General features: G+C 42.8%; 32 protein-coding genes. All 32 read left to right on the top strand.

The genetic code is table 11. The features are described 5' to 3' along the window. Positions 1 to 4 precede the first annotated feature (4 nt). A complete protein-coding gene (rplK, locus tag CH354_RS17915; RefSeq protein ID WP_100721689.1) occupies positions 5 to 430 on the top strand; it encodes a 50S ribosomal protein L11 in 426 nt (141 codons plus the stop codon). A 25-nt stretch (positions 431 to 455) separates the two neighbouring features. Beyond that, complete coding sequence (rplA, locus tag CH354_RS17910) at positions 456 to 1,148, top strand: 50S ribosomal protein L1 (RefSeq protein WP_100721691.1); 693 nt, start codon at positions 456 to 458, stop codon at positions 1,146 to 1,148. Between the two features lie 12 nt (positions 1,149 to 1,160). After that, a complete protein-coding gene (gene rplJ, locus CH354_RS17905; RefSeq protein ID WP_012388947.1) occupies positions 1,161 to 1,694 on the top strand; it encodes a 50S ribosomal protein L10 in 534 nt (177 codons plus the stop codon). Positions 1,695 to 1,729: 35 nt separating this feature from the next. Then, positions 1,730 to 2,113: a 50S ribosomal protein L7/L12 gene (gene rplL / locus CH354_RS17900; RefSeq protein ID WP_012388946.1), complete on the top strand. Its 384-nt coding sequence runs from the start codon at positions 1,730 to 1,732 to the stop codon at positions 2,111 to 2,113. 125 nt (positions 2,114 to 2,238) lie between these two features. Beyond that, the gene (gene rpoB / locus CH354_RS17895; RefSeq protein WP_100727893.1) at positions 2,239 to 5,925 is read left to right on the top strand and encodes a DNA-directed RNA polymerase subunit beta; all 3,687 of its coding nucleotides are present in this window, start codon (positions 2,239 to 2,241) and stop codon (positions 5,923 to 5,925) included. Positions 5,926 to 5,939: 14 nt separating this feature from the next. Next, complete coding sequence (rpoC, locus tag CH354_RS17890; protein ID WP_100727892.1) at positions 5,940 to 10,241, top strand: DNA-directed RNA polymerase subunit beta'; 4,302 nt, start codon at positions 5,940 to 5,942, stop codon at positions 10,239 to 10,241. A 146-nt stretch (positions 10,242 to 10,387) separates the two neighbouring features. Then, on the top strand, positions 10,388 to 10,762 hold the full coding sequence (gene rpsL, locus CH354_RS17885; RefSeq protein WP_004783543.1) for a 30S ribosomal protein S12: 375 nt from the start codon (positions 10,388 to 10,390) through the stop codon (positions 10,760 to 10,762). A gap of 14 nt (positions 10,763 to 10,776) precedes the next feature. Then, complete coding sequence (rpsG, locus tag CH354_RS17880) at positions 10,777 to 11,250, top strand: 30S ribosomal protein S7 (protein WP_015678186.1); 474 nt, start codon at positions 10,777 to 10,779, stop codon at positions 11,248 to 11,250. Positions 11,251 to 11,327: 77 nt separating this feature from the next. Continuing rightward, positions 11,328 to 13,268, top strand: coding sequence for an elongation factor G-like protein (locus CH354_RS17875; RefSeq protein ID WP_100766561.1), 1,941 nt, complete (start codon positions 11,328 to 11,330; stop codon positions 13,266 to 13,268). 49 nt (positions 13,269 to 13,317) lie between these two features. Continuing rightward, positions 13,318 to 14,523, top strand: a complete 1,206-nt coding sequence (gene tuf, locus CH354_RS17870) for an elongation factor Tu (protein WP_100721764.1) — start codon at positions 13,318 to 13,320, stop codon at positions 14,521 to 14,523. 5 nt (positions 14,524 to 14,528) lie between these two features. After that, positions 14,529 to 14,837 (top strand): 30S ribosomal protein S10, encoded by a 309-nt coding sequence (rpsJ, locus tag CH354_RS17865; protein ID WP_002974412.1) that lies wholly within the window; start codon positions 14,529 to 14,531, stop codon positions 14,835 to 14,837. 11 nt (positions 14,838 to 14,848) lie between these two features. Continuing rightward, positions 14,849 to 15,472 (top strand): 50S ribosomal protein L3, encoded by a 624-nt coding sequence (gene rplC, locus CH354_RS17860; protein WP_100727890.1) that lies wholly within the window; start codon positions 14,849 to 14,851, stop codon positions 15,470 to 15,472. Positions 15,473 to 15,483: 11 nt separating this feature from the next. Continuing rightward, positions 15,484 to 16,119, top strand: a complete 636-nt coding sequence (gene rplD / locus CH354_RS17855) for a 50S ribosomal protein L4 (protein WP_100727889.1) — start codon at positions 15,484 to 15,486, stop codon at positions 16,117 to 16,119. 4 nt (positions 16,120 to 16,123) lie between these two features. Beyond that, positions 16,124 to 16,429, top strand: coding sequence for a 50S ribosomal protein L23 (locus CH354_RS17850; RefSeq protein WP_002973792.1), 306 nt, complete (start codon positions 16,124 to 16,126; stop codon positions 16,427 to 16,429). Positions 16,430 to 16,431: 2 nt separating this feature from the next. After that, positions 16,432 to 17,268, top strand: coding sequence for a 50S ribosomal protein L2 (rplB, locus tag CH354_RS17845; RefSeq protein ID WP_015677973.1), 837 nt, complete (start codon positions 16,432 to 16,434; stop codon positions 17,266 to 17,268). A 13-nt stretch (positions 17,269 to 17,281) separates the two neighbouring features. After that, on the top strand, positions 17,282 to 17,560 hold the full coding sequence (gene rpsS, locus CH354_RS17840; protein WP_002974021.1) for a 30S ribosomal protein S19: 279 nt from the start codon (positions 17,282 to 17,284) through the stop codon (positions 17,558 to 17,560). 8 nt (positions 17,561 to 17,568) lie between these two features. Then, positions 17,569 to 17,919 (top strand): 50S ribosomal protein L22, encoded by a 351-nt coding sequence (rplV, locus tag CH354_RS17835; protein ID WP_100721562.1) that lies wholly within the window; start codon positions 17,569 to 17,571, stop codon positions 17,917 to 17,919. A 3-nt stretch (positions 17,920 to 17,922) separates the two neighbouring features. Beyond that, positions 17,923 to 18,600, top strand: a complete 678-nt coding sequence (gene rpsC, locus CH354_RS17830) for a 30S ribosomal protein S3 (protein WP_100721560.1) — start codon at positions 17,923 to 17,925, stop codon at positions 18,598 to 18,600. Between the two features lie 22 nt (positions 18,601 to 18,622). Further along, positions 18,623 to 19,036: a 50S ribosomal protein L16 gene (rplP, locus tag CH354_RS17825; protein WP_015678382.1), complete on the top strand. Its 414-nt coding sequence runs from the start codon at positions 18,623 to 18,625 to the stop codon at positions 19,034 to 19,036. Then, positions 19,033 to 19,305, top strand: coding sequence for a 50S ribosomal protein L29 (gene rpmC, locus CH354_RS17820; protein WP_100721558.1), 273 nt, complete (start codon positions 19,033 to 19,035; stop codon positions 19,303 to 19,305). Before rplP ends, rpmC begins: the two co-directional genes overlap by 4 nt. Positions 19,306 to 19,308: 3 nt before the next feature. Beyond that, complete coding sequence (gene rpsQ, locus CH354_RS17815; protein WP_012388932.1) at positions 19,309 to 19,578, top strand: 30S ribosomal protein S17; 270 nt, start codon at positions 19,309 to 19,311, stop codon at positions 19,576 to 19,578. Further along, on the top strand, positions 19,575 to 19,967 hold the full coding sequence (gene rplN / locus CH354_RS17810; RefSeq protein WP_002974152.1) for a 50S ribosomal protein L14: 393 nt from the start codon (positions 19,575 to 19,577) through the stop codon (positions 19,965 to 19,967). Before rpsQ ends, rplN begins: the two co-directional genes overlap by 4 nt. 1 nt (position 19,968) lies before the next feature. Beyond that, positions 19,969 to 20,352, top strand: a complete 384-nt coding sequence (gene rplX / locus CH354_RS17805) for a 50S ribosomal protein L24 (RefSeq protein WP_012388931.1) — start codon at positions 19,969 to 19,971, stop codon at positions 20,350 to 20,352. 2 nt (positions 20,353 to 20,354) lie between these two features. After that, on the top strand, positions 20,355 to 20,906 hold the full coding sequence (rplE, locus tag CH354_RS17800; protein ID WP_100721710.1) for a 50S ribosomal protein L5: 552 nt from the start codon (positions 20,355 to 20,357) through the stop codon (positions 20,904 to 20,906). A 10-nt stretch (positions 20,907 to 20,916) separates the two neighbouring features. After that, positions 20,917 to 21,102 carry a type Z 30S ribosomal protein S14 gene (locus tag CH354_RS17795; RefSeq protein ID WP_012476296.1) on the top strand — a complete coding sequence of 62 codons (186 nt, stop codon included), beginning with the start codon at positions 20,917 to 20,919 and terminating at the stop codon, positions 21,100 to 21,102. 17 nt (positions 21,103 to 21,119) lie between these two features. Then, positions 21,120 to 21,518, top strand: coding sequence for a 30S ribosomal protein S8 (rpsH, locus tag CH354_RS17790; protein WP_002973604.1), 399 nt, complete (start codon positions 21,120 to 21,122; stop codon positions 21,516 to 21,518). Between the two features lie 14 nt (positions 21,519 to 21,532). Beyond that, positions 21,533 to 22,072: a 50S ribosomal protein L6 gene (gene rplF, locus CH354_RS17785; RefSeq protein WP_100721709.1), complete on the top strand. Its 540-nt coding sequence runs from the start codon at positions 21,533 to 21,535 to the stop codon at positions 22,070 to 22,072. A 6-nt stretch (positions 22,073 to 22,078) separates the two neighbouring features. Continuing rightward, positions 22,079 to 22,447 carry a 50S ribosomal protein L18 gene (gene rplR / locus CH354_RS17780; protein ID WP_100721707.1) on the top strand — a complete coding sequence of 123 codons (369 nt, stop codon included), beginning with the start codon at positions 22,079 to 22,081 and terminating at the stop codon, positions 22,445 to 22,447. Between the two features lie 3 nt (positions 22,448 to 22,450). Continuing rightward, positions 22,451 to 22,954, top strand: coding sequence for a 30S ribosomal protein S5 (rpsE, locus tag CH354_RS17775; protein WP_002973816.1), 504 nt, complete (start codon positions 22,451 to 22,453; stop codon positions 22,952 to 22,954). 13 nt (positions 22,955 to 22,967) lie between these two features. Continuing rightward, positions 22,968 to 23,147, top strand: a complete 180-nt coding sequence (gene rpmD, locus CH354_RS17770) for a 50S ribosomal protein L30 (protein WP_002974048.1) — start codon at positions 22,968 to 22,970, stop codon at positions 23,145 to 23,147. A 4-nt stretch (positions 23,148 to 23,151) separates the two neighbouring features. Further along, positions 23,152 to 23,685: a 50S ribosomal protein L15 gene (rplO, locus tag CH354_RS17765; protein ID WP_100727888.1), complete on the top strand. Its 534-nt coding sequence runs from the start codon at positions 23,152 to 23,154 to the stop codon at positions 23,683 to 23,685. A gap of 7 nt (positions 23,686 to 23,692) precedes the next feature. Continuing rightward, positions 23,693 to 25,072: a preprotein translocase subunit SecY gene (gene secY, locus CH354_RS17760; protein ID WP_015678147.1), complete on the top strand. Its 1,380-nt coding sequence runs from the start codon at positions 23,693 to 23,695 to the stop codon at positions 25,070 to 25,072. Position 25,073: the final 1 nt, after the last annotated feature.

Here is a 25,073-nt window from a genome sequence, read left to right as displayed (position 1 = left end):
CGAGATGGCTGCAAAGAAAGTAGTAAAACAAATTAAACTCCAAGTAGAAGCAGGGAAAGCAAACCCAGCTCCTCCGGTAGGACCTGCACTTGGTCAGGCCGGACTCAATATCATGGAATTTTGTAAACAGTTCAATGAGAGATCAAAAAACCAAATGGGACTCAAACTCCCAGTGGTGATCACTGTTTATTCCGACAGAAGTTTTACTTTCGTCACTAAATCTCCTCCAGCGGCTCTTCTTGTCATGAAGGCACTTGGAATTCCAGGTGGATCTGCCACTCCACACACTGTAAAAGTGGGAACAATCAAACGCGCACAACTAGAAGAAATTGCAAAAACGAAGATGGAAGACCTCAATGCGAACGACTTAGATGCAGCAGTGAAAATCATTGCTGGAACTTGCCGTTCCATGGGTGTTAACGTCGAGTAATCATTAGGAAACGGGAACCGAAGTCATGAAACGCGGCAAAAAATACATCCAACTCAAAGAGAAAGTCGATCGCACAAAGGCTTATACCCTTGGTGAGGCAGTCGGGTTAGCGAAAGCTACCAGTTACTCAAAGTTCGACGGAACTTTAGAGATCTCTACTAAAATTAATTATAAATCTCTTCAAAACGTAAGAGGGACAATTTCTCTTCCACACGGAACTGGAAAAACGATTAAGGTTTTGGTTTTCTGCAAAGGAGACAAACAAAACGAAGCGAGAGAGGCTGGTGCTGATTTCGTGGGTGATATGGACCTAATTGAAAAAGTTTCTGGTGGTTGGACTGATTTTGACGCCTGTGTGGCAACTCCTGATATGATGAAGGAAGTTGGTAAACTGGGTCCAGTTCTTGGTCGTAAAGGACTTATGCCAAAACCAAAAGCAGGAACAGTGACTACTGATGTAACAAAAGCAGTGAAAGAACTCAAAGCAGGTCGTATTGAATACCGCCCTGACAAAGGGGGAGTGGTTCACTTAGGAGTAGGAAAGTGTTCCTTCTCTGATGATAAACTTTCTGATAACATCAATGCTGTTGTTGCAGCTCTTATGAAAGACAAACCTTCCGATGCGAAGGGAGATTACCTCAAGTCTTTCTCAGTAGCAGCGACAATGGGAATCGGCGTAAAAGTCGATGTAAAAGAACTAGTAAACGCGAACATATAACGAGTAAGAAAAATGGCAAATCCATCTAAAATTGAAGCAGTAACAGAACTAAAGACTCGTTTGGAAAAACGACCTAACTTTATTTTAGCATCTTACAGCGGTTTAACTGTTGAAGATATGTCCAACCTTCGTGCGAAACTTCGCAAGGAAGGATCAGAGATGAAGGTGATCAAAAACAACCTTTTTCTCCGTGCATTAAAAGAGTCTTCTGAACATAAAAACAACTCCATTGATTTTGGGGATGTTTACAAAGGCCCGCTTGCAGCGATTTTCTCTCTGGATGCACTTCCAGCAGTAGCGAAAGTTTGTAAGGACTTTGCAAAAGATAAGAAGGAACTTGAAATCAAAACCGGCTATATGGACGGTGAGGTTTTGGGTAAGTCTGGAGTAGAAGCGATTGCTGGACTTCCGTCCAAACAAGAACTTCTTGCGCAAGTGGCTCGTGGGATCAATGCTCCTGCAACGCAAATTGCTTCTGGAATCAATCAAATCATGGCATCATTGGCTCGCGCCATCAATGCTGTAGCCGAGAAAAACGGCAATTAGTAATCATAGTGATTAGTAGGATAAGGAGAATATAGATGTCTGTTGACGCGCTATTAGAACAAATTGGAAGTCTTACATTAGTTCAGGCTGCTGACCTAGTGAAAAAGATGGAGGAGAAATTCGGGATTTCTGCTGCTGCACCGGTTGCGGTAGCGGCTGTTGCGGGTGCAGGTGGTGGCGCTGCTGCTGCTGAAGAACCAGCAACTTTCAATGTTATCTTGAAAGCACACGGTGACAAAAAGATCGACGTTATTAAACTCGTTCGCGAAATCACTGGTCTTGGATTAGCAGATGCGAAAACTCTTGTGGAAGCTGGTGGAAAATCAGTAAAAGAAGGGGTTTCTAAAGATGAAGCTGCTGATATTAAGAAAAAACTCGAAGGTGTTGGGGCTCAAGTAGAAGTTGCTGCTGCCGGTTAATCGGTTGCCAATTTTTAAACCCAGTCTTCAAAAACTTAGAGGCAGGGAGGCCGTAGGCGTCCCCACCTCTATTTTTTCGTTTATCATACCATCTATTATTTTGACGTCTCTAGGGAGAGTATTCCATGCATACCCGAATGCAAATTAGAAACCGGGTAAATTTCGGTAAAATTACCGACCTCAATTTACTTCCTAATCTTATCTACGTACAGAAAAAATCCTTTGATTGGTTTCTCCAGTCGGAAGTGAAAGATCCGACCAAACGTTTAAACCAGGGGTTGGAAGCAGTTTTTCGTGAATCTTTTCCAATCGAATCACCAAACAACGATATGGTCATGGAATATGGCCATTATGTGTTAGGGGAACCGAAACGTGATCCTCAAGAATGTAAGGACACTGATTCTTCTTATGCGGTTCCACTAAAAGCAGTCATTCGACTCATCATCAAGGACACCGGGGAAATCCGCGAACAAGTTGTCTACATGGGTGACTTACCTGTGATGACAGACCACGGTACTTTCATCATCAATGGTGCGGAAAGGGTAGTGGTAAGCCAGTTACACAGATCGCCTGGTATTTTCTTCTCTTATGACCAAGTGCGAGATACATTCTCTGCGCGTGTGATTCCTTACCGAGGTTCTTGGTTGGAATTTGAGATGGACAACAAAGGGATCCTTGTTGCCAAAATCGACCGTAAGAAAAAATTCCCAGCTACACTTCTTGTGAAAGCAATGGGAATGGGAACAAACGAAGAAGTATTACGTTTGTTCTATGGTTCAAGCAAAATGAAAATTGCAGGTGCCAATCCAAAAGACCTCAAACGTCTGATTGGTCGCCGAACCATTGCTGATATCATCAACATGGAAACAGGCGAGGTCATGCTCGATGCTGGTTCTAAAATCAATGAGGATAATATCTCCATCCTTCGTGAAATGAAGGTGAAAGATGTGGATGTCATTGAATTTCCAAAAGGAAAAGACAATCCAGTTCTCATCAACTGCCTAGAAAAAGACGGAGTGAACGACTACGAAGACGCGGTGAAAAAATTTCACACCATCATGCGTCCGGGTGAACCTTCTACGATTGAAAACGCGGAAGCCGAACTGAAAAGACTCTTTTTCTCACACAAAACGTTTGATTTGGGTGTGGTAGGTCGTTACAAAATCAATAGCAAATTTGAATTCAACAATCCAAAAGAATTCTCAAAAGCAGATGATCGTGTTTTAAGAAAACAAGACATCATTGAAACGGTTCGTTACCTTGTGATGCTTATGTCTGAGGCAGAAAACTACTACCCAGACGATATTGACCACTTAGGAAATAGAAGGATTCGTTCTGTTGGAGAGCTCATCGCAAACCAATTGAAACTTGGATTCTCTCGAGTCGAACGTGTCATCAAAGAAAGAATGACAGTGCAGGAGCCAGAACAACAAACTCCGCAACTTCTCATTTCCATCAAACCAATCACTGCGGTGATCAATGAGTTTTTTGGATCTTCTCAACTTTCTCAGTTTATGGACCAAACAAACCCACTCGCGGAACTGACCCACAAACGTAGGTTAAACGCTCTTGGGCCTGGTGGTCTTTCTCGTGATAGAGCAGGTTTCGAAGTTCGTGACGTTCACTATTCTCACTATGGTCGTATGTGCCCGATTGAAACACCGGAAGGTCCAAACATTGGTCTCATTCTTTCCATGTCTAGTTTTGCAAGGGTAAACGATTATGGGTTTATTGAAACTCCATACCGTCTTGTTAAAAATGGAAAAGTCCAAAAACAAGTAGAGTATCTCACTGCTGATAAAGAAGAATACCACTATATGGCGCAGTCGAATTCGACTGTGGATGAGAAAGGGGAATTTACTTCCAAACTCATTTCCACTCGCCACAGAGGGGATTTCCCTTTCCGTAGCCCATCTGAGATCCAGTACATGGACCTTGCTCCACTACAAGTTGTGTCTGTATCAACAGCACTCATTCCATTCCTCGAACATGATGATGCGAACCGTGCACTCATGGGTTCCAACATGCAACGCCAAGCAGTTCCACTTCTTACAGAAGAGGCTCCTTTTGTGGGAACGGGTATGGAAGCTCGTGCGGCGTATGACGCTGGTGTTTGTATTGTTGCGAAAAAAGATGGTGTTGTTTCCAAAGTGGATGCAACAGGTGTTTGGGTGAAAGAAGACCAATCCAAAGAGATTGTCCACTACCCACTCATTAAATTCAAAAAAACGAACCAAGGCACTTGTTTTAACCAAAAACCAAACGTGTCCATGCTCCATACCACAACTGGTGGTAAGGTGAGTAAGGTTTCCAAAGAACGTATCGAAGTAACAACTCCGAATGGTGAAAAGGAAACTCACGAATTGGTTTTATCGGAAGAAGTTCAATACCAAGCAGTTGTCAAAGAAGGACAAGATATTGGAATTGGAGCACCAGTTGCAGGCCAGATCATCAAAGGGGAAAAATACGGAGAGTTCGGACAAATCCTCCAAAAAGGAACTGTCCTTGCGAACGGTCCTTCCACTGACGCTGGTTATTTGGCGCTTGGACGAAACGTTCTTGTGGCATTTATGCCTTGGGAAGGTTACAACTTTGAGGATGCGATTCTGATCTCAGAACGAATCATTAAAGACGATGTATTCTCTTCCATTCACATTGAAGAATTCGAAATCCAAGCTCGGGAAACAAAACTTGGACAAGAACAAATCACTCGTGACATTCCAAACCTTTCGGACAAAGCGTTCCGTGATTTGGATGAGTCTGGTGTGATCCGTGTGGGTGCTGAAGTAAAACCTGGTGACATCCTTGTTGGTATGGTGACTCCTAAAGGAGAAACTGACCTCACTCCAGAATATAAATTATTACACTCCATCTTTGGAGAGAAGGCAAAAGAAGTAAGAGATTCCTCTCTTCGTATGCCAAACGGTTTCGAAGGAACTGTGATCGATATCAAACGTTATTCCCGTGAAACAGGCGATGAACTCGCTGCTGGTGTGGAAGAAATGGTGAAAGTGTATGTGGCTCGTAAACGTAAACTCCTAGTGGGTGATAAGATGGCCGGAAGACACGGAAACAAAGGGGTCGTAGCACGTGTGATGGCACAGGAAGATATGCCATACATGGAAGACGGCACTCCAGTTGATATCGTACTCAACCCTCTTGGTGTTCCTTCGCGTATGAACCTCGGTCAGATTTTTGAAACACAACTTGGTTTCGCTGCTAAAAAACTAGGGATCAATTTTGAAACTCCCGTGTTTGATGGAGCGAGTGAAGGTGATGTTCACGAATTCTGCAAAAAAGCAGGTTTACCAGAAAACAGCAAATTTCAGTTATACGATGGAAGAACTGGTGAGAAATTCATCAACCAAGTCTTCTGCGGATACATCTACATGTTAAAACTGGCTCACTTGGTGGATGACAAAATCCATGCAAGGTCTACTGGACCTTACTCACTCGTAACGCAACAACCACTCGGTGGTAAGGCGCAGTTCGGGGGACAAAGGTTAGGGGAGATGGAAGTTTGGGCTCTCGAAGCGTATGGTGCATCACATACCTTACAAGAGTTACTTACCATCAAGTCAGATGATATGTTAGGTCGTGCAAGAATTTACGAAGCGATTGTGAAGGGAATCCACTCGATTAAACCGGGTATTCCTGAGTCCTTCAACGTTCTTGTGCAGGAACTCCGAGGTCTTGCCCTCGATATCATCATTAAAGACTCCGAAGGATTGGAAGTGGATATCTCTGATTACGAAGATGAATTCTCGAAAAACAAAAAGAAAATTAAATTCGAGACCATTGAAAACGTTTAGGGAAGGGAAAAAGTATGAGAAATTACAATAGTTTTGAATCGATTACGATCCGTTTGGCATCACCCGAGCGGATCAAAGAGTGGTCGTTTGGGGAAGTCAAAAAACCTGAAACGATCAACTACCGTACCCTAAAACCGGAACGAGATGGTCTTTTCTGCGAAAAAATCTTTGGAACCACAAAGGATTGGGAATGTTACTGCGGTAAATTCAAATCCATCCGTTATAAGGGTGTGGTTTGCGACAAATGTGGTGTTGAGGTAACTCACTCCAAAGTACGTCGTGAAAGAATGGGGCACATAGAACTTGCGGCTCCTGTTTCGCACATTTGGTACTACCGATCAGTTCCATCTCGTATGGGACTGCTTCTCGACATGACGATCAACCAACTCAAAAGTGTTCTTTACTTTGAGAAGTATGTGATCATTGACCCAGCTGATTCCGGAAGGAACAGAGGGGAACTCATCGATGAAGATGAATACCATAATTATTTAGATGAATACGGTGATAAGTTTATCGCAGGAATCGGTGGGGACGCCATCAAAGAACTTCTCGCACGCATTGATGTAGATGCAGAAGCTCGTGTGATCCGCCAAAAGATCCAAGACAAAAACAAAATCTCTGACAAACGTATTTTTAAACGCCTCGAAGTTTTAGAAGCGTTCCGGGATTCCGGAAACCGCCCTGAGTGGATGGTTCTGGATGTAGTTCCTGTCATCCCACCAGAACTTCGTCCGATGGTGCAATTAGAGGGGGGACGTTTTGCAACTTCCGACCTAAACGATTTGTATCGCCGTGTGATCAATCGAAACAATCGTCTCAAACGCCTTCTTGCTTTGAAAGCTCCTGAGATCATCGTTCGTAACGAAAAACGTATGTTACAAGAAGCAGTCGATGCTCTTTTTGATAACAGCCGTCGTAAACGTACGGTAAAGGGAAAAGGAAATCGACCATTGAAATCGATCTCCGACATGCTCAAAGGAAAACAAGGTCGTTTCCGCCAAAACCTACTTGGAAAACGGGTAGATTATTCTGGTCGTTCCGTTATCGTTGTTGGTCCTGAACTCAAATACCACCAAATGGGTCTTCCTAAAAAAATGGCTTTGGAACTCTTCAAACCATTCATCATGAAACGCCTTGTGGATTTGGAACTTGCACCAAACATCAAGTCTGCGAAGAAAAAAATCGAAGCAGAAGACAAAGAAGTTTTTGATGTATTGGAAACAGTTGTGAAAGAACACCCAGTTTTACTCAACCGTGCTCCAACACTCCACAGACTTGGAATCCAAGCATTTTTACCAGTCCTTGTAGAAGGAAAAGCAATCAAACTTCACCCACTCGTTTGCCACGCGTTTAACGCTGACTTCGACGGGGACCAAATGGCGATCCACGTTCCTCTTGCTCCAAAAGCACAGCTCGAAACTTGGATGCTCATGTTATCACCGCATAACATTTTGAATCCTGCGAACGGACAACCGATTTGTGGACCAACACAAGATATCGTTCTTGGAATTTATTACCTCACTTCGGAAGTCAAAGACGCGAAGGGAGAAGGTAAATTCTTCACAGGTCTTGAGGAAGTGATGTATGCGATTGAAACCAAAACGGTTGAGATTCGCTCTAAAATTTCCGTTTTACACGAAGGTAAAATCATCGAAACCACACCGGGAAGACTTATCTTCAACCAAGTGATGCCAAAAGGGTATGTTTATATCAACAGAACCCTCGGTGATAAAGAAACAAACAAAATCATTGCAGACGTTTATGAAAAGTTTGGACCAGGGATCACAGTTGTGATGCTTGATGAAATCAAACGACTCGGTTACCGTTACGCGACTGTATTTGCTCCTACCATCTCGATTGATGACATCCGAGTTTCTCCTCAAAAAGAAGGACTCGTAAATGATGCCAACAAAGAAGTGGAAAAAGCGGATATGGAGTACCGTAAAGGTATCATCACAAACGAAGAACGTCGTAAAAAAGTAATCGAAATTTGGACCAAAACCAATGACCGCATTACAGAAGGGATGTTCAAGGAACTCGAAAAAGACCAAGCGGGATTTAACCCGGTTTACGTCATGGCAGCTTCCGGTGCGCGCGGGTCAAAACAACAGATCCGTCAGCTCGCTGGGATGCGGGGCCTTATGGCAAAACCGTCAGGGGAAATCATCGAACTTGCGATTCGTTCGAACTTCCGTGAAGGACTCGGGGTATTAGAATTTTTTATCTCCACACATGGTGCGAGAAAGGGTCTTGCGGATACTGCCTTAAAAACAGCGGATGCGGGTTACCTCACTCGTCGTCTTGTGGATATTTCCCAAGACGTGATCGTTTCCGAAGATGATTGCGGAACCAAAGCAAACATCACACTCGGAATCGTAAAAGAAGGGGAAAACGTAATTGTTTCTCTTGCGGACAGAGTGTTCGGTCGTTACACAGCGGAAGACCTAGTTGACCCAGTGACAGAAAAAGTGGTATTTCCAAAAGATACTCTCATCACAAGAGCACTCGGCCAACAGATCGAAAACCTTGGTTACGATAAAATCAAAGTTAGATCTCCACTCACTTGCCGTTCCCGTCATGGAATTTGTACAAAATGTTACGGTATGGACATGGCTCGTCTTGTCCCTGCTGAGATTGGAGAAGCAGTGGGAACCATTGCCGCTCAGTCCATCGGCCAACCTGGAACACAGTTAACAATGAGAACCTTCCACGTGGGTGGTGCGGCTTCCGCTACGATCCAAGAGAAGGAACACAAAGTTCCATTCCGTTCTTTGGTAAAATCCATTAATGGTCGTTTGGTGACAAATGCCAACAGTGCAAAAGTATTTGCTCGTCGTGGAACGATTATCGTGAACCGACTCATCCAAGAATTCAACACTGAGTCATTATCCAGTGTGCGAGTCGTGGATGGACAACGATTGGAAAAAGGAGAAGTGTTTGCGACGCAAGTGAGTGATTCTACAGAACAACGGATCACTTCTGACCAAGCAGGTGTTGTTTCCCTAGTTGGAACTACACTTCGTATCCTTGGGGATGACATTGTCATACCTGTCAAAATCGGAACCATCCTTCGTGCGGAGGAAGGCCAAATCGTAGAAGAGAACAAAGCACTCGCTGAGTTTGACCCTTTTAACGAAGTGGCTATTTCGGAAACTTCTGGAACCATCGTTTGGGAAGATTTGGAAATTGGGAAAAACGTTCGTCGTGATGTTGACCCTAAAACATCCAATATCATCTTAAAAGTAGTCGAACAGAAAAAAGACCGTCTCGTTCCAAAAGTAGTTGTTGGTTCGGATGGTTATTCTGTTCCAGTGGATGCACTCCTCCAATTCCAAAATGGAGACAAAGTGAGAGAAGGTGACATCATCTTCAAAATTCCATCGGTTGCTGAAAAAACTCGTGATATCACGGGTGGTCTTCCAAGGGTAGACGAACTTTTTGAAGCTCGTCGTCCAAAAGATGCCTGCACACTAGCAGAAATTGATGGAAAAATTGAAGATAAGGGTGAAATCGTAAAAGAAAAACGAATTCTCTATATCATCCCAGAAACAGCAGAACAAGAAAAAGTAAAAGTAGCTATCCCTGTCGGAAAACAAATCCGTGTTCGCCAAGGTGACTTTGTGAAACGAGGAGACCAGTTGGATGAAGGAAACTTTGATCCACATGATATCCTTGCGATCAAAGGACCAAGTGCCCTTCATGAATACCTAGTATCTGAGGTGCAAGAGGTTTACCGTTTACAAGGGGTTCATATCAATGATAAACACATTGAAGTTGTGGTTCGTTCCATGCTTCGTAAGGTGATCATCACTGATAGTGGAGACACATCGTTCGTAAACCAACAACAAGTGGATAAATTCCTCTTTGATGAAGAAAACGATCGAGTGGAACAAGAAGGTGGATCACCTGCGCAAGGAACTCCAGTGCTTCTTGGTCTTACAAAAGCCTCACTCAATACTGAGTCTTATTTCTCAGCAGCGTCCTTCCAGGAAACCACTAAGGTTCTGACTGATGCCGCCATCAAAGGAAAAACAGACAACCTAATGGGACTCAAAGAAAACGTCATCATTGGTCACATGATCCCTGCGGGAACAGGTATGAAAAAATACCGTGACATTGAAGTTTTCAAAGAAATGCCTGGGGACTTGGATTGGGACTTGGAATCAGAAGAAGAGGAAGAAGAACTTTCCGAACTTTCCGAATCAGCTCCGGTTTCGACTGCTACACTCTCAAGACTCGTAGCGGAAGAAGACGAAGATGAGGACGAATTGGAAGAAGAATCGGACGACTCAGATGATGAGGACGATGACGATTAGTCACTAAGAAGATCTTCTAGAAATCATCCAAATTGGATGGTTTCTGGGGACAAAATTCATGTTTTCGTTTACAGAATGTCCCTATCTGGAATTTTGGACGAAAACGTCATTATTTTTTTAAAAAGAGAAGTAGAAGAAGGAATCGAATGCCTACAATTAACCAGCTCATCCGTATTGGAAGAGAAGACCAAAAGAAAAGAACTAAATCTCCCGCTCTAAAAGCATGCCCACAAAGACGTGGAGTTTGCACAAGAGTGATGACCTTCACTCCTAAAAAACCAAACTCAGCTCTTCGTAAAGTAGCAAGGGTTCGTTTAACAACAGGAATTGAAGTGACTGCTTATATCCCAGGCGAAGGCCATAACCTCCAAGAACACAACGTGGTTCTGATCCGTGGGGGAAGGGTAAAAGATTTACCAGGGGTTCGTTATCATATCATTCGTGGAACACTGGATACACTCGGTGTGGACAAACGTCGCAAAGGACGTTCTAAATACGGCGCGAAGCGTCCTAAAGCGTAATCGGAGAAAGGTATATGTCTAGAAGAAGAGGAAAAGTTGAACCGCGCCACATCGAAGGCGATCCAAAATACAACGACAAAGTGATTTCAAAATTTATCAACTGCCTAATGGTAGATGGTAAAAAAAGTGTCGCTGAAGCTGTGTTCTACGATGCATTAGAAGTCATTGCTAAAAAAACGGGACAAGATCCTTTTGCTGTTTTCCAAGAAGCATTGGAAAATGCAAAACCACAAGTGGAAGTAAAATCCCGCCGAGTGGGTGGTGTTACTTACCAAGTTCCAATTGAAGTTCGTCCAGAAAGACGTCTTGCACTTGGAATCAGATGGCTGATTAAATATAGCCGTGGTAGAAACGAAAAGTCTATGAAAAACAAATTGGCTGCAGAATTCATGGAAGCACAAAAAGGCACAGGATCTGCGATTAAGAAAAAAGAAGACATCAGAAAGATGGCAGATGCCAACAAGGCATTCTCTCATTACCGCTGGTAATCCCTTTTATTCGATTCCAAACATTGATAAGCCAGGTTTTTGCCTGGCTTTTTTATTTTACACTCATCCCATAAACCATGATCTACCGCACAGTTGGCATTTTTGCTCATATCGATTCTGGAAAAACAACCCTCACCGAACGAATCTTATTCGAAGCGGGAAAAATTTCTGCGGTTGGAACCATTGAAGATGGAAACACTGAATCAGACCAACTCCAGGAAGAAATTGAGAGAGGGATCTCCATCAGGACTACTTTCCATGTTGTCCCTTGGACTACTAGTTTTGGAAAATTTGAAATCCAACTCATCGACACACCTGGTCATATCGATTTTCGGAACCAAGTCACAGACCTTCTCCCTGCAATGGAAACAGCCATTGTCATTTTGGAAGCAGGAACAGTTGTACAATCCCAAGCAAGATTAGTGATCGAAGAGTTACGGAAGGCAAACATCCCCATCGTTTTTTTCATCAATAAATTGGACCGGTTTGCAGAAGACTACCTCGATACACTTGTTTCCTTAGAAGAGATCTTACAAATCCCTCCTGTTACGTTGTTCCAAAAAGGGAAAACAGGTTGGGAATACTTCCTGGAAAACGAAGGAGTTTTTACCAAAACAACGAAGGAAGAACTACTCGCTTGTGACGAAGAATCACTGTTAACGTTCTGGAGAGAAGAAAGAGAATCCTCAGACCTACCAAAACGTATCTTACAAAAGGGGACAGGGGAAGGGAAACTTTACCCTGTGTACGGTGGTTCCGCAAAAACTGGCGAAGGTGTACGTGAACTCCTGGATCTTGTGTTGTGGACAAATCCAAAAGAAATAAAACCAATTTCCAACTCTCCACTCCTTGTACTTTCAAGAAGGACAGACCCACAAATTAGTCGTTATGCGGTAGTTTGCCCCACTATTTCATTACCAACGGAAAGGGTAATGGAGATCCTTCTTTCCGCGGAGGCAACAAAAGGACTTAACAAAATTGAAACTACCATCCATAGGGAAGGGGAGGCTAAACTCTCACTTTCCTTTCTATCAGCCGAAACGCTTGAGGAGGTAGTTGCCCTTACAAAAGGAAAACTTGGGATTATGCGGGCAAAGGAAGGATTCCAAATGGAACCAGGGAATCCTGTCGTTTACATCGGAGGTGGTTCCCATGGAGTCAGCCCCAATCACCCAACATCGGAACTCAGTCCATTTTCAGTGGTATTAGAACCAGAGATCAGTTCCGAAAAGGATTTCTGGTTATGTCGCTTAGAAGAATTGGTATGGGAAGACCCCGGTTACCACTTAGAACTCAAAGCAGATACGGGACAAATGGTTCTCTTTGGAAGAGGGGAACTCCATTTGGAGATAGGGATCCGAAGGATTTCTGAGAAAACGGAAAAAAAACTCTCATTTAGTTCGATAAACATTGCCAAATTAGAGCTTTTTAAAAAAATGTCTCATAAGGTTGCCCTAGAGCATCGTGCCTTTGAAGACCAAAAGTCAAGCGGCGCGCTCATCGCAGTCCTGGAAGATACTGCCGATTTTTCGAAGCAAATTGCCTTCGAGGTAAGTCTTCCGGAAGAAGTAAAACATTCGATAGAAACGTCCTTTATGGAAGCCTGCTTACACGGGTTTTACGGTGAGGAAGTTTGTGGCCTGAGACTAAGAGTCCTCTCTTACGAGATGCCTCCTGGGGATTTACAAACGACTCTCACTCTACTCAAAGTAGCAATACTTGCCGGAGTGAAGGAATGTTTTCCGTCAAACACATATTTGGTTGGTCCTCTCACTGAGATCGAAGTGATGGTAGACGCGAACCACTTAGGTGTAGTTCTTTCTGATCTAAGTCGCAGGAACGCAAAGGTGGTATCCACCTATGAGGCTGTGGCAGGGAAGAGTCACTTAAAAGCCAATGCATCGGCAGAAAACCTGCTTGGCTTTTCAGGGGCTCTTAGAAACATGACCAAAGGGATTGGCATTTCTTGGGAAAGGACTGCTTTTACCTCTGAATTTTATGCAGTTCTAAAGGAGTAAAGAACCGAATATCGGGTCTTGCACCACGATTGAGGAGTAGATTCTAACAATGGCTAAAGAAAAATTTGACCGCTCAAAACCACACTTAAACATCGGAACTATTGGTCACGTTGACCACGGTAAAACTACGCTAACAGCGGCTATCACTACAACCCTTGCAAAAGCGATCGGTGGTAAGAATAAAGCTGTTGCTTATGACCAAATCGACAACGCGCCAGAAGAAAAGGCTCGTGGGATTACTATTGCAACCTCTCACCAGGAATATGAAACTCCTAACCGTCACTATGCACACGTAGATTGTCCAGGTCACGCGGACTATGTTAAAAACATGATTACTGGTGCTGCTCAGATGGACGCTGCGATTCTCGTAGTATCTGCAACTGACGGTGCTATGCCACAAACCAAAGAACACATCCTTCTTGCTCGCCAAGTTGGTGTTCCTTACATCGTTGTTTATCTTAACAAAGCAGACATGCTTGCTGCTGATGAAAGAGAAGACATGATTGAGATGGTAAAAGAGGAAATCAAAGACCTTCTTAACAAATACAACTTCCCAGGTGATAAAACACCTTTCATCTCTGGATCTGCTTTAAAAGCTCTAGAAGGTGAAGATTCCGATTTAGGAATGAAATCCATTCTTAAACTTATGGAAGCTGTTGATACTTACGTTCCAAACCCTACACGTGTAGTTGATAAACCTTTCCTTATGCCAGTAGAGGACGTATTCTCTATCACTGGTCGTGGAACTGTTGCAACAGGTCGTGTTGAGCAAGGAGTTCTTAAGATCAACGACGAAATCGAAATCGTTGGTATCCGTGATACATCTAAATCAGTTGTTACTGGTATTGAGATGTTCCGTAAACTTCTCGACCAAGCGGAAGCTGGAGACAACATTGGTGCTCTTCTTCGCGGAACGAAAAAAGAAGACATCGAAAGAGGTCAAGTTCTTGCGAAACCAGGTACCATCACTCCACACAGAAAGTTTAAAGCGGAAGTTTACGTCCTTACTAAAGACGAAGGTGGACGTCACACTCCATTCTTTAACAACTACCGTCCACAATTCTACTTCAGAACTACAGACATCACTGGTGTTTGTAACTTACCTGGTGGAATGGAAATGGTTATGCCAGGTGATAACGTTACGATGTCTATCGAACTTATTCACCCAATTGCTATGGACCAAGGTTTGAAGTTCGCGATCCGTGAAGGTGGAAGAACGATTGGTTCTGGTGTTGTTGCGGAGATCGTTGAGTAATCGCAATGGCTGGACAAAGAATTCGCGTTAAGTTAAAAGCTTTCGATCATCGGTTGATTGACCAATCAACCTTTGAAATCGTTGCAACTGCGAAAAGGACTGGAGCTACTGTCTCCGGTCCTATCCCACTTCCAACGAAAAAAGAAATCTACACGGTATTACGTTCTCCGCACGTGAATAAAAAAGCTAGAGAACAATTTGAAATGAGAACTCACAAGAGACTCATCGATATTTTAAATACGAATGAAGATACGGTAGAAGCCCTAATGAAGCTTCAACTCCCTGCTGGAGTTTCCGTAGATATTAAATCCTAAGGATAGGATCCATGGCTAAAGGTTTAATCGGCGAAAAATTGGGCATGGCCCACATATTCAATAACGACGGTAAGATGGTAACTGTTACTGTTTTACGCGTGGGTCCTTGTTTTGTGTCCCAGGTAAAAACATCTGCTAATGATGGCTATGAAGCTGTTCAATTAGCATTCGGTGATGCCAAAGAAAAACACTTAACAAAGGCCGAAGTTGGACACATTAAAAAGGCGAATATCGCTTCTCCTAAAAAAACTTTGGTTGAATTCAAAGGGTTTGAAGGCGTTGCAGTGGGTTCAGAATTGAAACTCGCTGATGTTTTTGCTTTGAATGATACAGTAAAAGTGACCGGAACTTCTAAAGGGAAGGGAACACAAGGTGTTGTGAAACGCCATGGTTTTGCTGGTGGTCCTGCTGGGCACGGTTCTCGTTTCCAAAGACACCCGGGTTCGATTGGATCGAACACAACTCCTGGACGTGTGTTCAAGGGTTTGAAGATGGGTGGAAGAATGGGTTCTGAGCAGACAACTGTTCGAAACCTGAAAGTAGTAAAAATTGATGCAGATGCTAACTTGGTATTTGTATCCGGTCCAGTTCCAGGAAGGGAACGTGGTATCGTTACGATAGAAAAAATCGGATAGATAGGTAGAACATGAAAGCGCGTAAATACAATAAAGAAGGCGTATTCGTAAGCGAAGTTGAACTTCCGGCAGAATTATTTGCTACCGGCATTTCGCTTGGAGCCATCTATGATGCGGTTAAAGCTGAAAATGCGAACAATAGACAAGGAACACATTCGACAAAAGATCGTTCCGAAGTTCGCGGTGGGGGAATCAAACCTTGGGCTCAAAAAGGAACTGGTCGTGCAAGACAAGGATCCATTAGAGCTCCTCATTTCGTTGGTGGTGGTATCATTCATGGACCAAAACCGAGAGATTATTCCTCTAACTTGTCACGCAGCGTTAAGAAGAAAGCTGTTCTCTCCATCCTTAACAAAAAGGCAGAAGAAAACAGAATCGCGATCATAGAAGACGTAGAACCTTCTTCTTACTCCACAAAGTCCATCTACAACATTTTGAAGAACATGGACATTGCAGAGAAGGGTAACGTGGGATTTGTAGTAGCTGGTGAAAACCAATTCCTAAAAAGATCCACTCGCAATATAGAGAACCTCAAATATGTGAACAGCAAACGAGTCGTTTGCCGAGACATCCTCTATAATAACAATTTAGTAATCTCTGAAAGCGCTTTAAAAGAGCTTCAGGCTCAGTATTCTAAGAAAGGATAAGACAGTGAACCTAGAGAATGTAATCTTATCACCAGTTGTTACAGAAAAGTCGCAAGACCTTCAAACAATTGGAGAACGTATGGGAAAAAGAACTGTCAAGTATACGTTCAAAGTCCACCCGGATGCGAACAAAACTTTGATCAAACAAGCCCTGAAACAAATGTATAACGTTGTTCCAACTGCTGTAAACGTAGCCGTTTACCGTGGGAAAATGAAACGTTTTAGAAACATGCCGTCCCCAAGACCTCACTACAAAAAAGCTGTAGTGACCTTCGCAGACGGAGCAAATTTGGATTTTGCTAAGGTTTAATTATGGGAATTAGAAAACTTAAACCCACAACACAGTCTAGCCGGTATTATTCGGTATTAGATTTCAAAGAAATCACGGAAGTGGTTCCTTATAAACCTCTCACTGCCAATTTTTCTTACAAAGCTGGTCGTGACAATAAGGGACGTATTGCTGTTAGACGGAAAGGTGGACGTAACAAAAGAAAGTTCCGTATCATCGATTTTAAACGTAATAAATTTGGAATCCCTGCGACAGTTAAAACAATTGAATACGATCCAAACCGTTCGTCATTCATTGCTCTTGTCTGTTATGCGGATGGGGAATACCGATACATTTTAGCTCCTAACGGTCTTAAAGTTGGGGATAAAATTGAGTCTGGTCCAAACGCAGAGATTAAACTTGGAAATACACTTCCATTAGATAAAATCCCTGCAGGAACAAACGTTCACAACATCGAACTCCATATTGGAAAAGGTGGTCAGATTGCAAGAACAGCAGGTTCCTTTGCTGTGATCTCTGCAAAAGACGGTGACTATGTTTCACTCAAACTTCCTTCTTCGGAAATCCGAAAAGTAAGGAAAGAGTGTTTAGCGACAGTTGGAGAACTTTCCAACAAAGACCACAACTTAGTGATCATAGGAAAAGCCGGTCGTAACCGTTGGTTAGGAAAAAGACCGAAGGTAAGAGGGGTCGTTATGAACCCTGTGGACCACCCACTCGGTGGTGGTGAAGGTAGAACTTCCGGAGGTCGTCACCCAGTGACTCCTTGGGGTAAACCTACGAAAGGATTTAAAACACGTAAGACTAGACCGTCTGACCGTTTTATTGTCCAAAGACGTAAGAAAAACAGGAATAGGTAGGATCTAGATACTCATGGCTAGAAGCTTAAAAAAAGGTCCGTTCATCGACGACCACCTCATGAAAAAAATTACCAAGTTAAACTCTGAAGGGAAAAAAACTCCCTTCAAGTCTTGGTCCAGAAGAAGTACCATTTATCCAGATATGATTGGTCATACAGTCATGATTCATAATGGCAAAGCGTTTGTTCCTGTTTATGTGAATGAAAACATGATTGGACACAAACTCGGTGAATTTGCTCCCACTAGAACCTTCAAAGGTCATGGTGGCGACAAAAAAGTAGCGAAGAAATAGGTAGAGTGATGGAAGCAAAAGCAGTAGGAAAACACCTCAGAATTTCTGCCAGAAAAGCTCGCCTGGTTGCTGATGAAGTTCGTGGATACGATTACAAAGAAGCGATAGATATCTTGCGATTTACAAACAAATCTGCAAGTTCAATGATCATTAACCTTCTCAACTCTGCGGTGGCAAATGCCATTCAGATGAATGAAAGTTTAGATCCAAGCTCACTTTATGTTAAAAAAATCTATGTGGATGACGGACCAATTATGAAACGTTTCCGCCCAAGAGCACGAGGACGTGCGTCTCGGATCCGTAAACGCCTAAGCCACATCACCGTTGTTGTATCTGAAATCGAAAAGAAGGTTAGCTAATTTATGGGTCAGAAAGTAAATCCAATCGGACTACGAATCGGAATCACACGTAACTGGGATTCGGTTTGGTTTTCCAAACAAGATTACATCAAAAATCTTCACGAAGATATCAAGATCCGTAGATTCCTTCAGAAGAAATTCAAAAATGCATCCGTTGTGAAAATCGTAATCGAAAGATTCCCTGAAAAGATCAACGTGAACCTCCATACTTCTAAACCAGGTATGGTGATTGGCCAAAAAGGCCAAAACATCGAAGCGGTGAAACAAGAGCTTAAAAAATACGCTGATAAGCCGATCGGAATGAACATCATCGAAGTGAAAAAACCAGAAATCATCGCACAAGCGATTGCTGAAACGGTTGCCCTTCAAATCGAACAAAGGATGCCTTTCCGTCGTGTCATGAAAGCGGAACTTCGTCGTGCCATGCGCGGTGGGGTTGAAGGTGTTAAAATCCAAATCTCCGGACGTTTGAACGGTGCGGATATGGCAAGAACGGAAAAGTATATGGAAGGACGAGTTCCTCTTCATACTCTTCGTGCCAAAATTGATTTTGGATTCAAAGAAGCTCTCACGACTTTCGGACAAATTGGTGTGAAAGTATGGACTTATACAGGTGATTACTTCCCAACGAAGGAAGAATCCGATGAAGATAAATACGCTGTAAAACGTAGAACGAGTTAAGAAGTACTAAAGAGAAACCATCATGTTAGCACCTAAACGAGTAAAATTTAGAAAACGCCAAAGAGGGCGCTTAAAAGGTAAGGACGAAAGAGGTTCTTACGTTGCGTTCGGAGAATTTGGTTTAAAAGCCATCTCCTCCGGTCGTATCACTGCGCGACAAATTGAGGCAGCAAGGATCACGATCAACCGCCAAGTAAAACGAGGTGGGAAATTATGGATCAGGATCTTTCCTCATTTACCAATCACTAAAAAACCTGCCGAAACTCGTATGGGTAAAGGTAAAGGTAACCCTGAGTTCTGGATTGCTGAGATCCGACCAGGACGAGTTCTTTTTGAAATGGCTGGTGTTGATGAAGACACTGCGAGAAAAGCACTCCACCTAGCAGCATTTAAACTGCCAGTTGAAACTTCATTTGTTAAGAGGAACGTTCTATGAAAGACGATTTCAAATCACTTTCTCCAGAAGATTTGAAGAAAGAAATTCTTTCCTCTTCCGAAGAAGTAAGAAAAGCAAGATTCCAATTTGGTGTTACAAGATCACTTGAGAACCCGAAAGTAATCCGCAATCATAAGAAGAGAATTGCCCAAGCATTAACTGTACTTCGTGAGAAGGAACTAGCTGCAAAAGGTAAACTCAAACAAATCGCACCGAAAGCTGGTTCGGCTCCAAAAGTCGCTAAAACAAGCAAAGGTAAGAAGAAGTAGGTTATGGAAGATAAAAACTCTAAAAAATCTTTAACCATTCAAGGTGTAGTTGTGAGTGATGCTATGGATAAAACCGTAGTGATCGAAATCATCACAAGAAAAGTGCACCCACGGTTTAAGAAAATTATGACCAGAACTTCTCGTGTGAAAATTCACGATGAGAAGAACGAGTGTCAAGTTGGTGATCGAGTCATCGCTGTGGAAACAAGACCACTTTCTAAACAGAAACACCATAAACTTGTAAAGGTAATTGAGAAGGCGAAATTAGTATGATCCAACAAGAAACTATTTTACAAGTAGCCGATAACTCGGGTGTGAAAAAAGTCATGTGCGTTAAAGTGCTTGGCGGTTCCAAAAAACGCTACGCAACGCTTGGTGACGAAATCATCGTCGCTGTGAAAGAAGCACAACCTGCATACGGTCTTCGTGACGGGCAAGGGAAAAAAGTGCATAACAAAGCGGTTCAAAGAGCCGTTGTCGTAAGAACGAAAAAAGAAGTTCGTCGTCCAGACGGAACCTACATCCGTTTCGATGACAATGCGGTTGCCATTATCGATGATAAAGGGAACCCAAAAGGAACAAGGATCTTCGGACCTGTTGCTCGCGAACTTCGTGATAAAAAATACATGAAAATTATATCTCTAGCTCCGGAGGTTCTCTAAGATGGCGACTAAGTTAGCATATAGAGGTTCCGAGCCTACTAAATTCAAAAAAACAAAAATCAAAAAGGACGATGAAGTTCTTGTGATTTCTGGTAAAGAAAAAGGAAAAAAAGGGAAGGTTCTTGCTGTTGATAAACGCAAAGACCGAGTTTACATCGAAGGTGTGAACAAAAGAAAAAGATTCGTTCGCCCAACCCAAGAAAACCCTGGTGGTGGTGCGATTGAAATCGAATTCCCGATCCATATTTCCAATGTGATGTTTCACGACGCAAAAGCAGAGAACAAAGCGAAGCCAAAGAAGAAAATTAAGGCTGTACGCTTGGGCTTTGCCAAGAAGGATGGTAAATCCGTACGAGTGACTCGACCTGAAGGGAAAGAAGTATAGATATGGTACCTAGGCTTAAATCAAAATACGAAAAGGAAATTCGTCCTACACTGCAAAAGTCACTCGGCTTTCAAAGTGTAATGCGTGTTCCTAAATTAGAGAAAATCGTAATCAACGTAGGGATGGGTGAAGCTCACACAAACCCTAAGGCAATGGAAGCATGTCTTGTGGAAATTGGCCAAATCACTGGACAAAGACCTGTGAAAACTTTCGCTAAAAAATCCATCGCGGGTTTCAAAGTGAGAGAGGGAATGGTGCTTGGTTGCAAAGTGACTCTACGTGGACATCATATGTATGAGTTCCTTGATCGTTTCATCAACGTTGCCCTTCCTAGGGTTCGTGACTTTCGTGGTGTAAGCCCGAAGGGATTTGATGGCAGAGGGAATTACAACCTTTCTGTTAGAGAACAGATCATTTTCCCAGAGATCCAATTTGATAAAATCAATACGATCTATGGAATCAATATCACTTTCGTAACGAACACGGAAGTGGACAAAGAAGCGTTCGAATTATTCCAAGCCTTCGGTATGCCTTACCGAGCGGCAGGTAAGTAGGAGATTACTCATGGCGAAAAAATCAATGATGGAACGCCACGCCAAAGAGCAAAAATTCAAAGTGAGAGAGTACAATCGTTGCCCTCTTTGTGGTCGATCACGCGCTTATTTGCGCCGCTTTGATATGTGTCGTCTTTGCTTCCGGGACCTTGCTAGCAAGGCTCAGATCCCCGGTGTGAAAAAGTCCTCCTGGTAATTAGGTTAAGGTAAGATATGAGTCTTTCAGATCCAATCGCAGATATGCTAACAAGAATTAGAAACGCACAACAAGCTAAACATGAGCTTTGTGTGATTCCTGGTAGCAAAATCAAAAAGTCCATCCTAGATCTTCTCAAAGAAGAAGGTTTTGTAGATGATGTTCAAACTGTAAAAAATGGAAGTTTTGATGACTTCCAAGTAAAATTGAAATACGACACAGAGAAAAAACCTGTGATCCGTATGATCGAACGTGTTTCCACACCAGGACGACGGGTATATATCCAGTCTGGTGAAATCCGTCCTTTCCGAAATAACATCGGAACACTCATCCTTTCGACTTCGAAAGGTGTGATGACGGGAAAACGCGCTCGCAAACTCAGAGTAGGAGGGGAAGTTCTCTGTAAGGTATTCTAGAGAACGATAACACCATGTCTCGAGTTGGAAAAAGTATCATCAAATTGCCTGCAAAGGTAGAAGTTAAAGCAGATGCAGAAGCCCTTACAATCAAAGGGCCGTTAGGGGAATTAAAGACTCCACTTTACGAAGGTGTCGGAGCAAACGTTGAAAACGGCGAATTGGTGTTCACAAGAAAAAGTGAAGACCAAAAGACAGTGGCTCTCCATGGTCTCGTTCGTTCGCTTGCGATGAACTGTGTAAAGGGTGTCACAACTGGTTGGGAAAAAAACCTAGAAATTACTGGGGTTGGTTACCGTGCACAAAAACGTGGTAAAGACCTCGTGATGGCACTTGGTTATTCTCACGAAGTGGTTTTCCCTGAGCCAAATGGCATCAAAATTGAAGTCGCAGATCAGCTCAAAATCAAAGTATCGGGCATTGACCGACAACTGGTTGGACAAGTTGCGGCTGACATTCGTTCCAAAAGACCTCCTGAGCCTTACAAAGGAAAAGGGATCAAATATCAGAACGAATACATCCGTAGAAAGGCCGGAAAAACCGGTAAGAAGTAGAACGTCATGATCAACAAGACAGCTAAAAATAGTAAAAGATTGAGAAGAGCGGAGCGAGTTCGATACAAACTCCGCCAAACATCGGATAGACCTCGGTTAGTGTTTAACAAAACAAACCGTTACCTAACTGCACAAATCATTGATGATGCAAAAGGTGTAACACTTGTTTACGCAACCACTCTCGAGAAAGATTTTCCGAAACATGAAAATTCTAAGAAGAGTAAAGCGGCTGCAACCGAACTCGGTAAAGTAGTCGCTGATAAGGCGAAAAAAGCGGGTGTTTCCCAAGTGGTACTCGACCGTTCTGGAATGGTTTACCATGGAAGAATCGCTGCGTTTGCTGATTCTGCCCGTGAAGGTGGATTGGAGTTCTAAATGATGTTAGAAGAAGAAACAAAAGAATTTACTGAGAAGGTCGTTAAAATCGACCGCGTCGCCAAAGTAGTAAAAGGGGGACGTCGTTTCTCTTTTAATGCACTTTCCGTTGTGGGTGACTCCAAAGGAAAAGTAGGAATTGGATTTGGAAAAGCAAATGAAGTTCCAGATGCGATCCGAAAGTCCATTGAATCGGCAAAAAAGAATTTAAAATCCATTCATTATATTGGTCACACCGTTCCTCACGATGTGGTTGGACAATTCAAATCAGCACGTGTGATTTTGAAACCAGCTTCACCAGGAACTGGGATCATCGCTGGAGCTTCTGTTCGTTCCGTATTGGAAAGAGCTGGGATCCAAGATGTTCTAACAAAGTCATGGGGATCTTCAAACCCGATGAACATTGTAAAGGCGACTATGGATGCATTACAACAGTTGGAAACTCCGTCTATGGCGGTAAAACGACGTGGTGTTAGCCTCAAACACTTGTTTGGGCAAGATCTATAAAAGGGTACTGACTATGGAAGAAGTGATCGTAACGCAAGAAAGAAGTTCCATTGGTATCATTCCAATGCACAAAAAAACTCTGATTGCTCTCGGCCTTAAAAAGAAAGGTCAATCCAAAAAACACAAAATGACTCCCCAATTGAAAGGGATGTTACGACAAGTAGGTTACTTGTTGAAAGTGGAAAAGGTATAATTATATGGCACAAGAAAGAATCGAACAAGGTCGTGGGTTTGGTGCAAAACGCGCTAAAAAATCCACATCTCTCGGAAACAAAAACTTGGTTCCCGTTCCGGAAGGCGCAAAAACCTCTCCTAAACGAGTGGGCCAAGGTCCAGGATCTGGGATGGGAAAAACTTCCACTCGTGGTTCTAAAGGACAAAGAGCTCGTGCAGCTTCGATGAGACGTGGTTTCGAGGGTGGACAGCTCCCTCTCCATAGACGTTTACCAAAACGTGGTTTTACGAATATCTTCTCTGAAGTATTCCAACCAGTGAATTTGATTTCTCTAACGAAAGCTGGTCTTTCGGGAGAAGTGACTCCTGCGATCCTAAAAGCAAAGTCACTCATCAAATCTGAACTAGGACCGATTAAGTTACTCGGAACTGGTGAAGTGACTGTTGCGATTACCATTACGGTTGATGCATTTTCAGCTTCTGCAAAAGAAAAAATTGAAAAAGCAGGTGGCAAAGTCATCATCAGAGAAAAGAAAAAAGAAGAGAAAAAAAACTAAATAAACCATGTTTCAAACCATCGCTAACATCTTTCGAATCCCGGAATTAAGATCTAAAATCCTATTTACGATCGGTATGTTGTTACTATTTAGAATGGGAACTCACGTGACCATTCCCGGTATCAACAGTTTGATTGTGACGGGCATTACTGCCGATCCAAGTGAAGGTTTCCTTGGAATGGTAGATTTGTTTGCTGGTGGTGCTCTTCTCAAATTTTCTATTTTTGCACTAGGGATTATGCCTTATATCTCTTCTTCGATCATTATGCAACTTGTGATGGTCCTCATTCCTAGTTTGCAAAAAATGCAAAAAGAAGGGGAAGAAGGCAGAAAAAAAATCCAACAGTACACGAAGTACGGAACACTCATCCTTTGTGCCATCCAATCTCTTGCTGTGATCCAACTTGCGAATTCTTGGTCCACTGGATCGGGAACGGCACAAGCGAAATACCCAGGTCTGATCAATCCATCGGTGGAAGGATATTTTTTACCGATTGCGATGTTATCCATCACAACAGGAACTGTTCTTCTCATTTGGCTCGGGGAACAAATCACGGAACGTGGGATTGGTAACGGAATATCTCTCATTATCTTTGCTGGTATCATTGGACGTATGCCAGAAGCACTCATTGCGATGTTTACTTCTGACACTTCGGATGCTCTCAGTATCCTGATTCTTATAATTATCTTTATTGTTCTCATTTCCCTTACGGTGATTTTAACCCAAGGGGTTCGCCGGGTTCCGTTAAATTACGGAAAACAAATGGTGGGAAGAAAGATGGTTCAGGCTCGTAGCCAGTCCATTCCTTTCAAAGTGAACAGTGCAAACGTAATGCCGATTATCTTCGCATCTTCCCTTATCCTTTTTCCACAAACGATTGTTCAGTGGTTGTCTTCCAAAGGGGGACAGTGGGCTGGTTGGGCTGTGATTATGGATTATTTTAACCCATTTTCACAAATCTGGTACCATGCCTTATTTTACTATGTGATTTATACTTCTCTTATTATCTTTTTTGCGTATTTTTATACAGCAATTCAGTTCAACCCACAAGAGTTAGCTGATAACCTAAAAAAATACGGTGGGTTTATCCCAGGTGTACGTCCAGGAAGCCAAACAAAAGAAATGATCGAGAAAATTTTGAATCGAATCACCTTACCAGGTGCTCTTTTCCTTGCTGGTCTTGCTCTTGCTCCGTATCTCATCATTAAATTCTTAAACCTGGGATCAAATACAGGTGGGGGAACTTTAGTGTATACATTCGGGGGAACTTCTCTTCTCATTATGGTGGGTGTGGCACTCGAAACATTAAAACAAATCGAAGCCCAACTCCTCATGAGAAACTATGAAGGTTTCATGAAAAAGACTAAAATCAAGGGAAGAGTGTAAC

Origin of the sequence: Leptospira levettii (assembly GCF_002812085.1) — a bacterium.
Lineage (GTDB): Bacteria > Spirochaetota > Leptospiria > Leptospirales > Leptospiraceae > Leptospira_A > Leptospira_A levettii.
The sequence above is the reverse complement of the archived record's forward strand: the minus strand, read 5'-3'. Positions and strand labels throughout refer to the sequence as shown.

Coding starts and splice junctions, on each gene's coding strand:
- rpsS (WP_002974021.1), top strand. CDS start 17,282: ATGGCTAGAAGCTTAAAAAAAGGTCCGTTCATCGACGACCACCTCATG.
- rpmC (WP_100721558.1), top strand. CDS start 19,033: ATGAAAGACGATTTCAAATCACTTTCTCCAGAAGATTTGAAGAAAGAA.
- rpsH (WP_002973604.1), top strand. CDS start 21,120: ATGAGTCTTTCAGATCCAATCGCAGATATGCTAACAAGAATTAGAAAC.
- rplO (WP_100727888.1), top strand. CDS start 23,152: ATGGCACAAGAAAGAATCGAACAAGGTCGTGGGTTTGGTGCAAAACGC.
- rplC (WP_100727890.1), top strand. CDS start 14,849: ATGGCTAAAGGTTTAATCGGCGAAAAATTGGGCATGGCCCACATATTC.
- rplX (WP_012388931.1), top strand. CDS start 19,969: ATGGCGACTAAGTTAGCATATAGAGGTTCCGAGCCTACTAAATTCAAA.
- rplE (WP_100721710.1), top strand. CDS start 20,355: ATGGTACCTAGGCTTAAATCAAAATACGAAAAGGAAATTCGTCCTACA.
- rplV (WP_100721562.1), top strand. CDS start 17,569: ATGGAAGCAAAAGCAGTAGGAAAACACCTCAGAATTTCTGCCAGAAAA.
- rplF (WP_100721709.1), top strand. CDS start 21,533: ATGTCTCGAGTTGGAAAAAGTATCATCAAATTGCCTGCAAAGGTAGAA.
- rplD (WP_100727889.1), top strand. CDS start 15,484: ATGAAAGCGCGTAAATACAATAAAGAAGGCGTATTCGTAAGCGAAGTT.
- rplR (WP_100721707.1), top strand. CDS start 22,079: ATGATCAACAAGACAGCTAAAAATAGTAAAAGATTGAGAAGAGCGGAG.
- rplK (WP_100721689.1), top strand. CDS start 5: ATGGCTGCAAAGAAAGTAGTAAAACAAATTAAACTCCAAGTAGAAGCA.
- rplP (WP_015678382.1), top strand. CDS start 18,623: ATGTTAGCACCTAAACGAGTAAAATTTAGAAAACGCCAAAGAGGGCGC.
- tuf (WP_100721764.1), top strand. CDS start 13,318: ATGGCTAAAGAAAAATTTGACCGCTCAAAACCACACTTAAACATCGGA.
- rplJ (WP_012388947.1), top strand. CDS start 1,161: ATGGCAAATCCATCTAAAATTGAAGCAGTAACAGAACTAAAGACTCGT.
- CH354_RS17875 (WP_100766561.1), top strand. CDS start 11,328: ATGATCTACCGCACAGTTGGCATTTTTGCTCATATCGATTCTGGAAAA.
- secY (WP_015678147.1), top strand. CDS start 23,693: ATGTTTCAAACCATCGCTAACATCTTTCGAATCCCGGAATTAAGATCT.
- rpmD (WP_002974048.1), top strand. CDS start 22,968: ATGGAAGAAGTGATCGTAACGCAAGAAAGAAGTTCCATTGGTATCATT.
- rpsG (WP_015678186.1), top strand. CDS start 10,777: ATGTCTAGAAGAAGAGGAAAAGTTGAACCGCGCCACATCGAAGGCGAT.
- rplL (WP_012388946.1), top strand. CDS start 1,730: ATGTCTGTTGACGCGCTATTAGAACAAATTGGAAGTCTTACATTAGTT.
- rpsC (WP_100721560.1), top strand. CDS start 17,923: ATGGGTCAGAAAGTAAATCCAATCGGACTACGAATCGGAATCACACGT.
- rpsJ (WP_002974412.1), top strand. CDS start 14,529: ATGGCTGGACAAAGAATTCGCGTTAAGTTAAAAGCTTTCGATCATCGG.
- rpsL (WP_004783543.1), top strand. CDS start 10,388: ATGCCTACAATTAACCAGCTCATCCGTATTGGAAGAGAAGACCAAAAG.
- rplN (WP_002974152.1), top strand. CDS start 19,575: ATGATCCAACAAGAAACTATTTTACAAGTAGCCGATAACTCGGGTGTG.
- CH354_RS17795 (WP_012476296.1), top strand. CDS start 20,917: ATGGCGAAAAAATCAATGATGGAACGCCACGCCAAAGAGCAAAAATTC.
- rpsQ (WP_012388932.1), top strand. CDS start 19,309: ATGGAAGATAAAAACTCTAAAAAATCTTTAACCATTCAAGGTGTAGTT.
- rpoC (WP_100727892.1), top strand. CDS start 5,940: ATGAGAAATTACAATAGTTTTGAATCGATTACGATCCGTTTGGCATCA.
- rplB (WP_015677973.1), top strand. CDS start 16,432: ATGGGAATTAGAAAACTTAAACCCACAACACAGTCTAGCCGGTATTAT.
- rplA (WP_100721691.1), top strand. CDS start 456: ATGAAACGCGGCAAAAAATACATCCAACTCAAAGAGAAAGTCGATCGC.
- rpsE (WP_002973816.1), top strand. CDS start 22,451: ATGTTAGAAGAAGAAACAAAAGAATTTACTGAGAAGGTCGTTAAAATC.
- rpoB (WP_100727893.1), top strand. CDS start 2,239: ATGCATACCCGAATGCAAATTAGAAACCGGGTAAATTTCGGTAAAATT.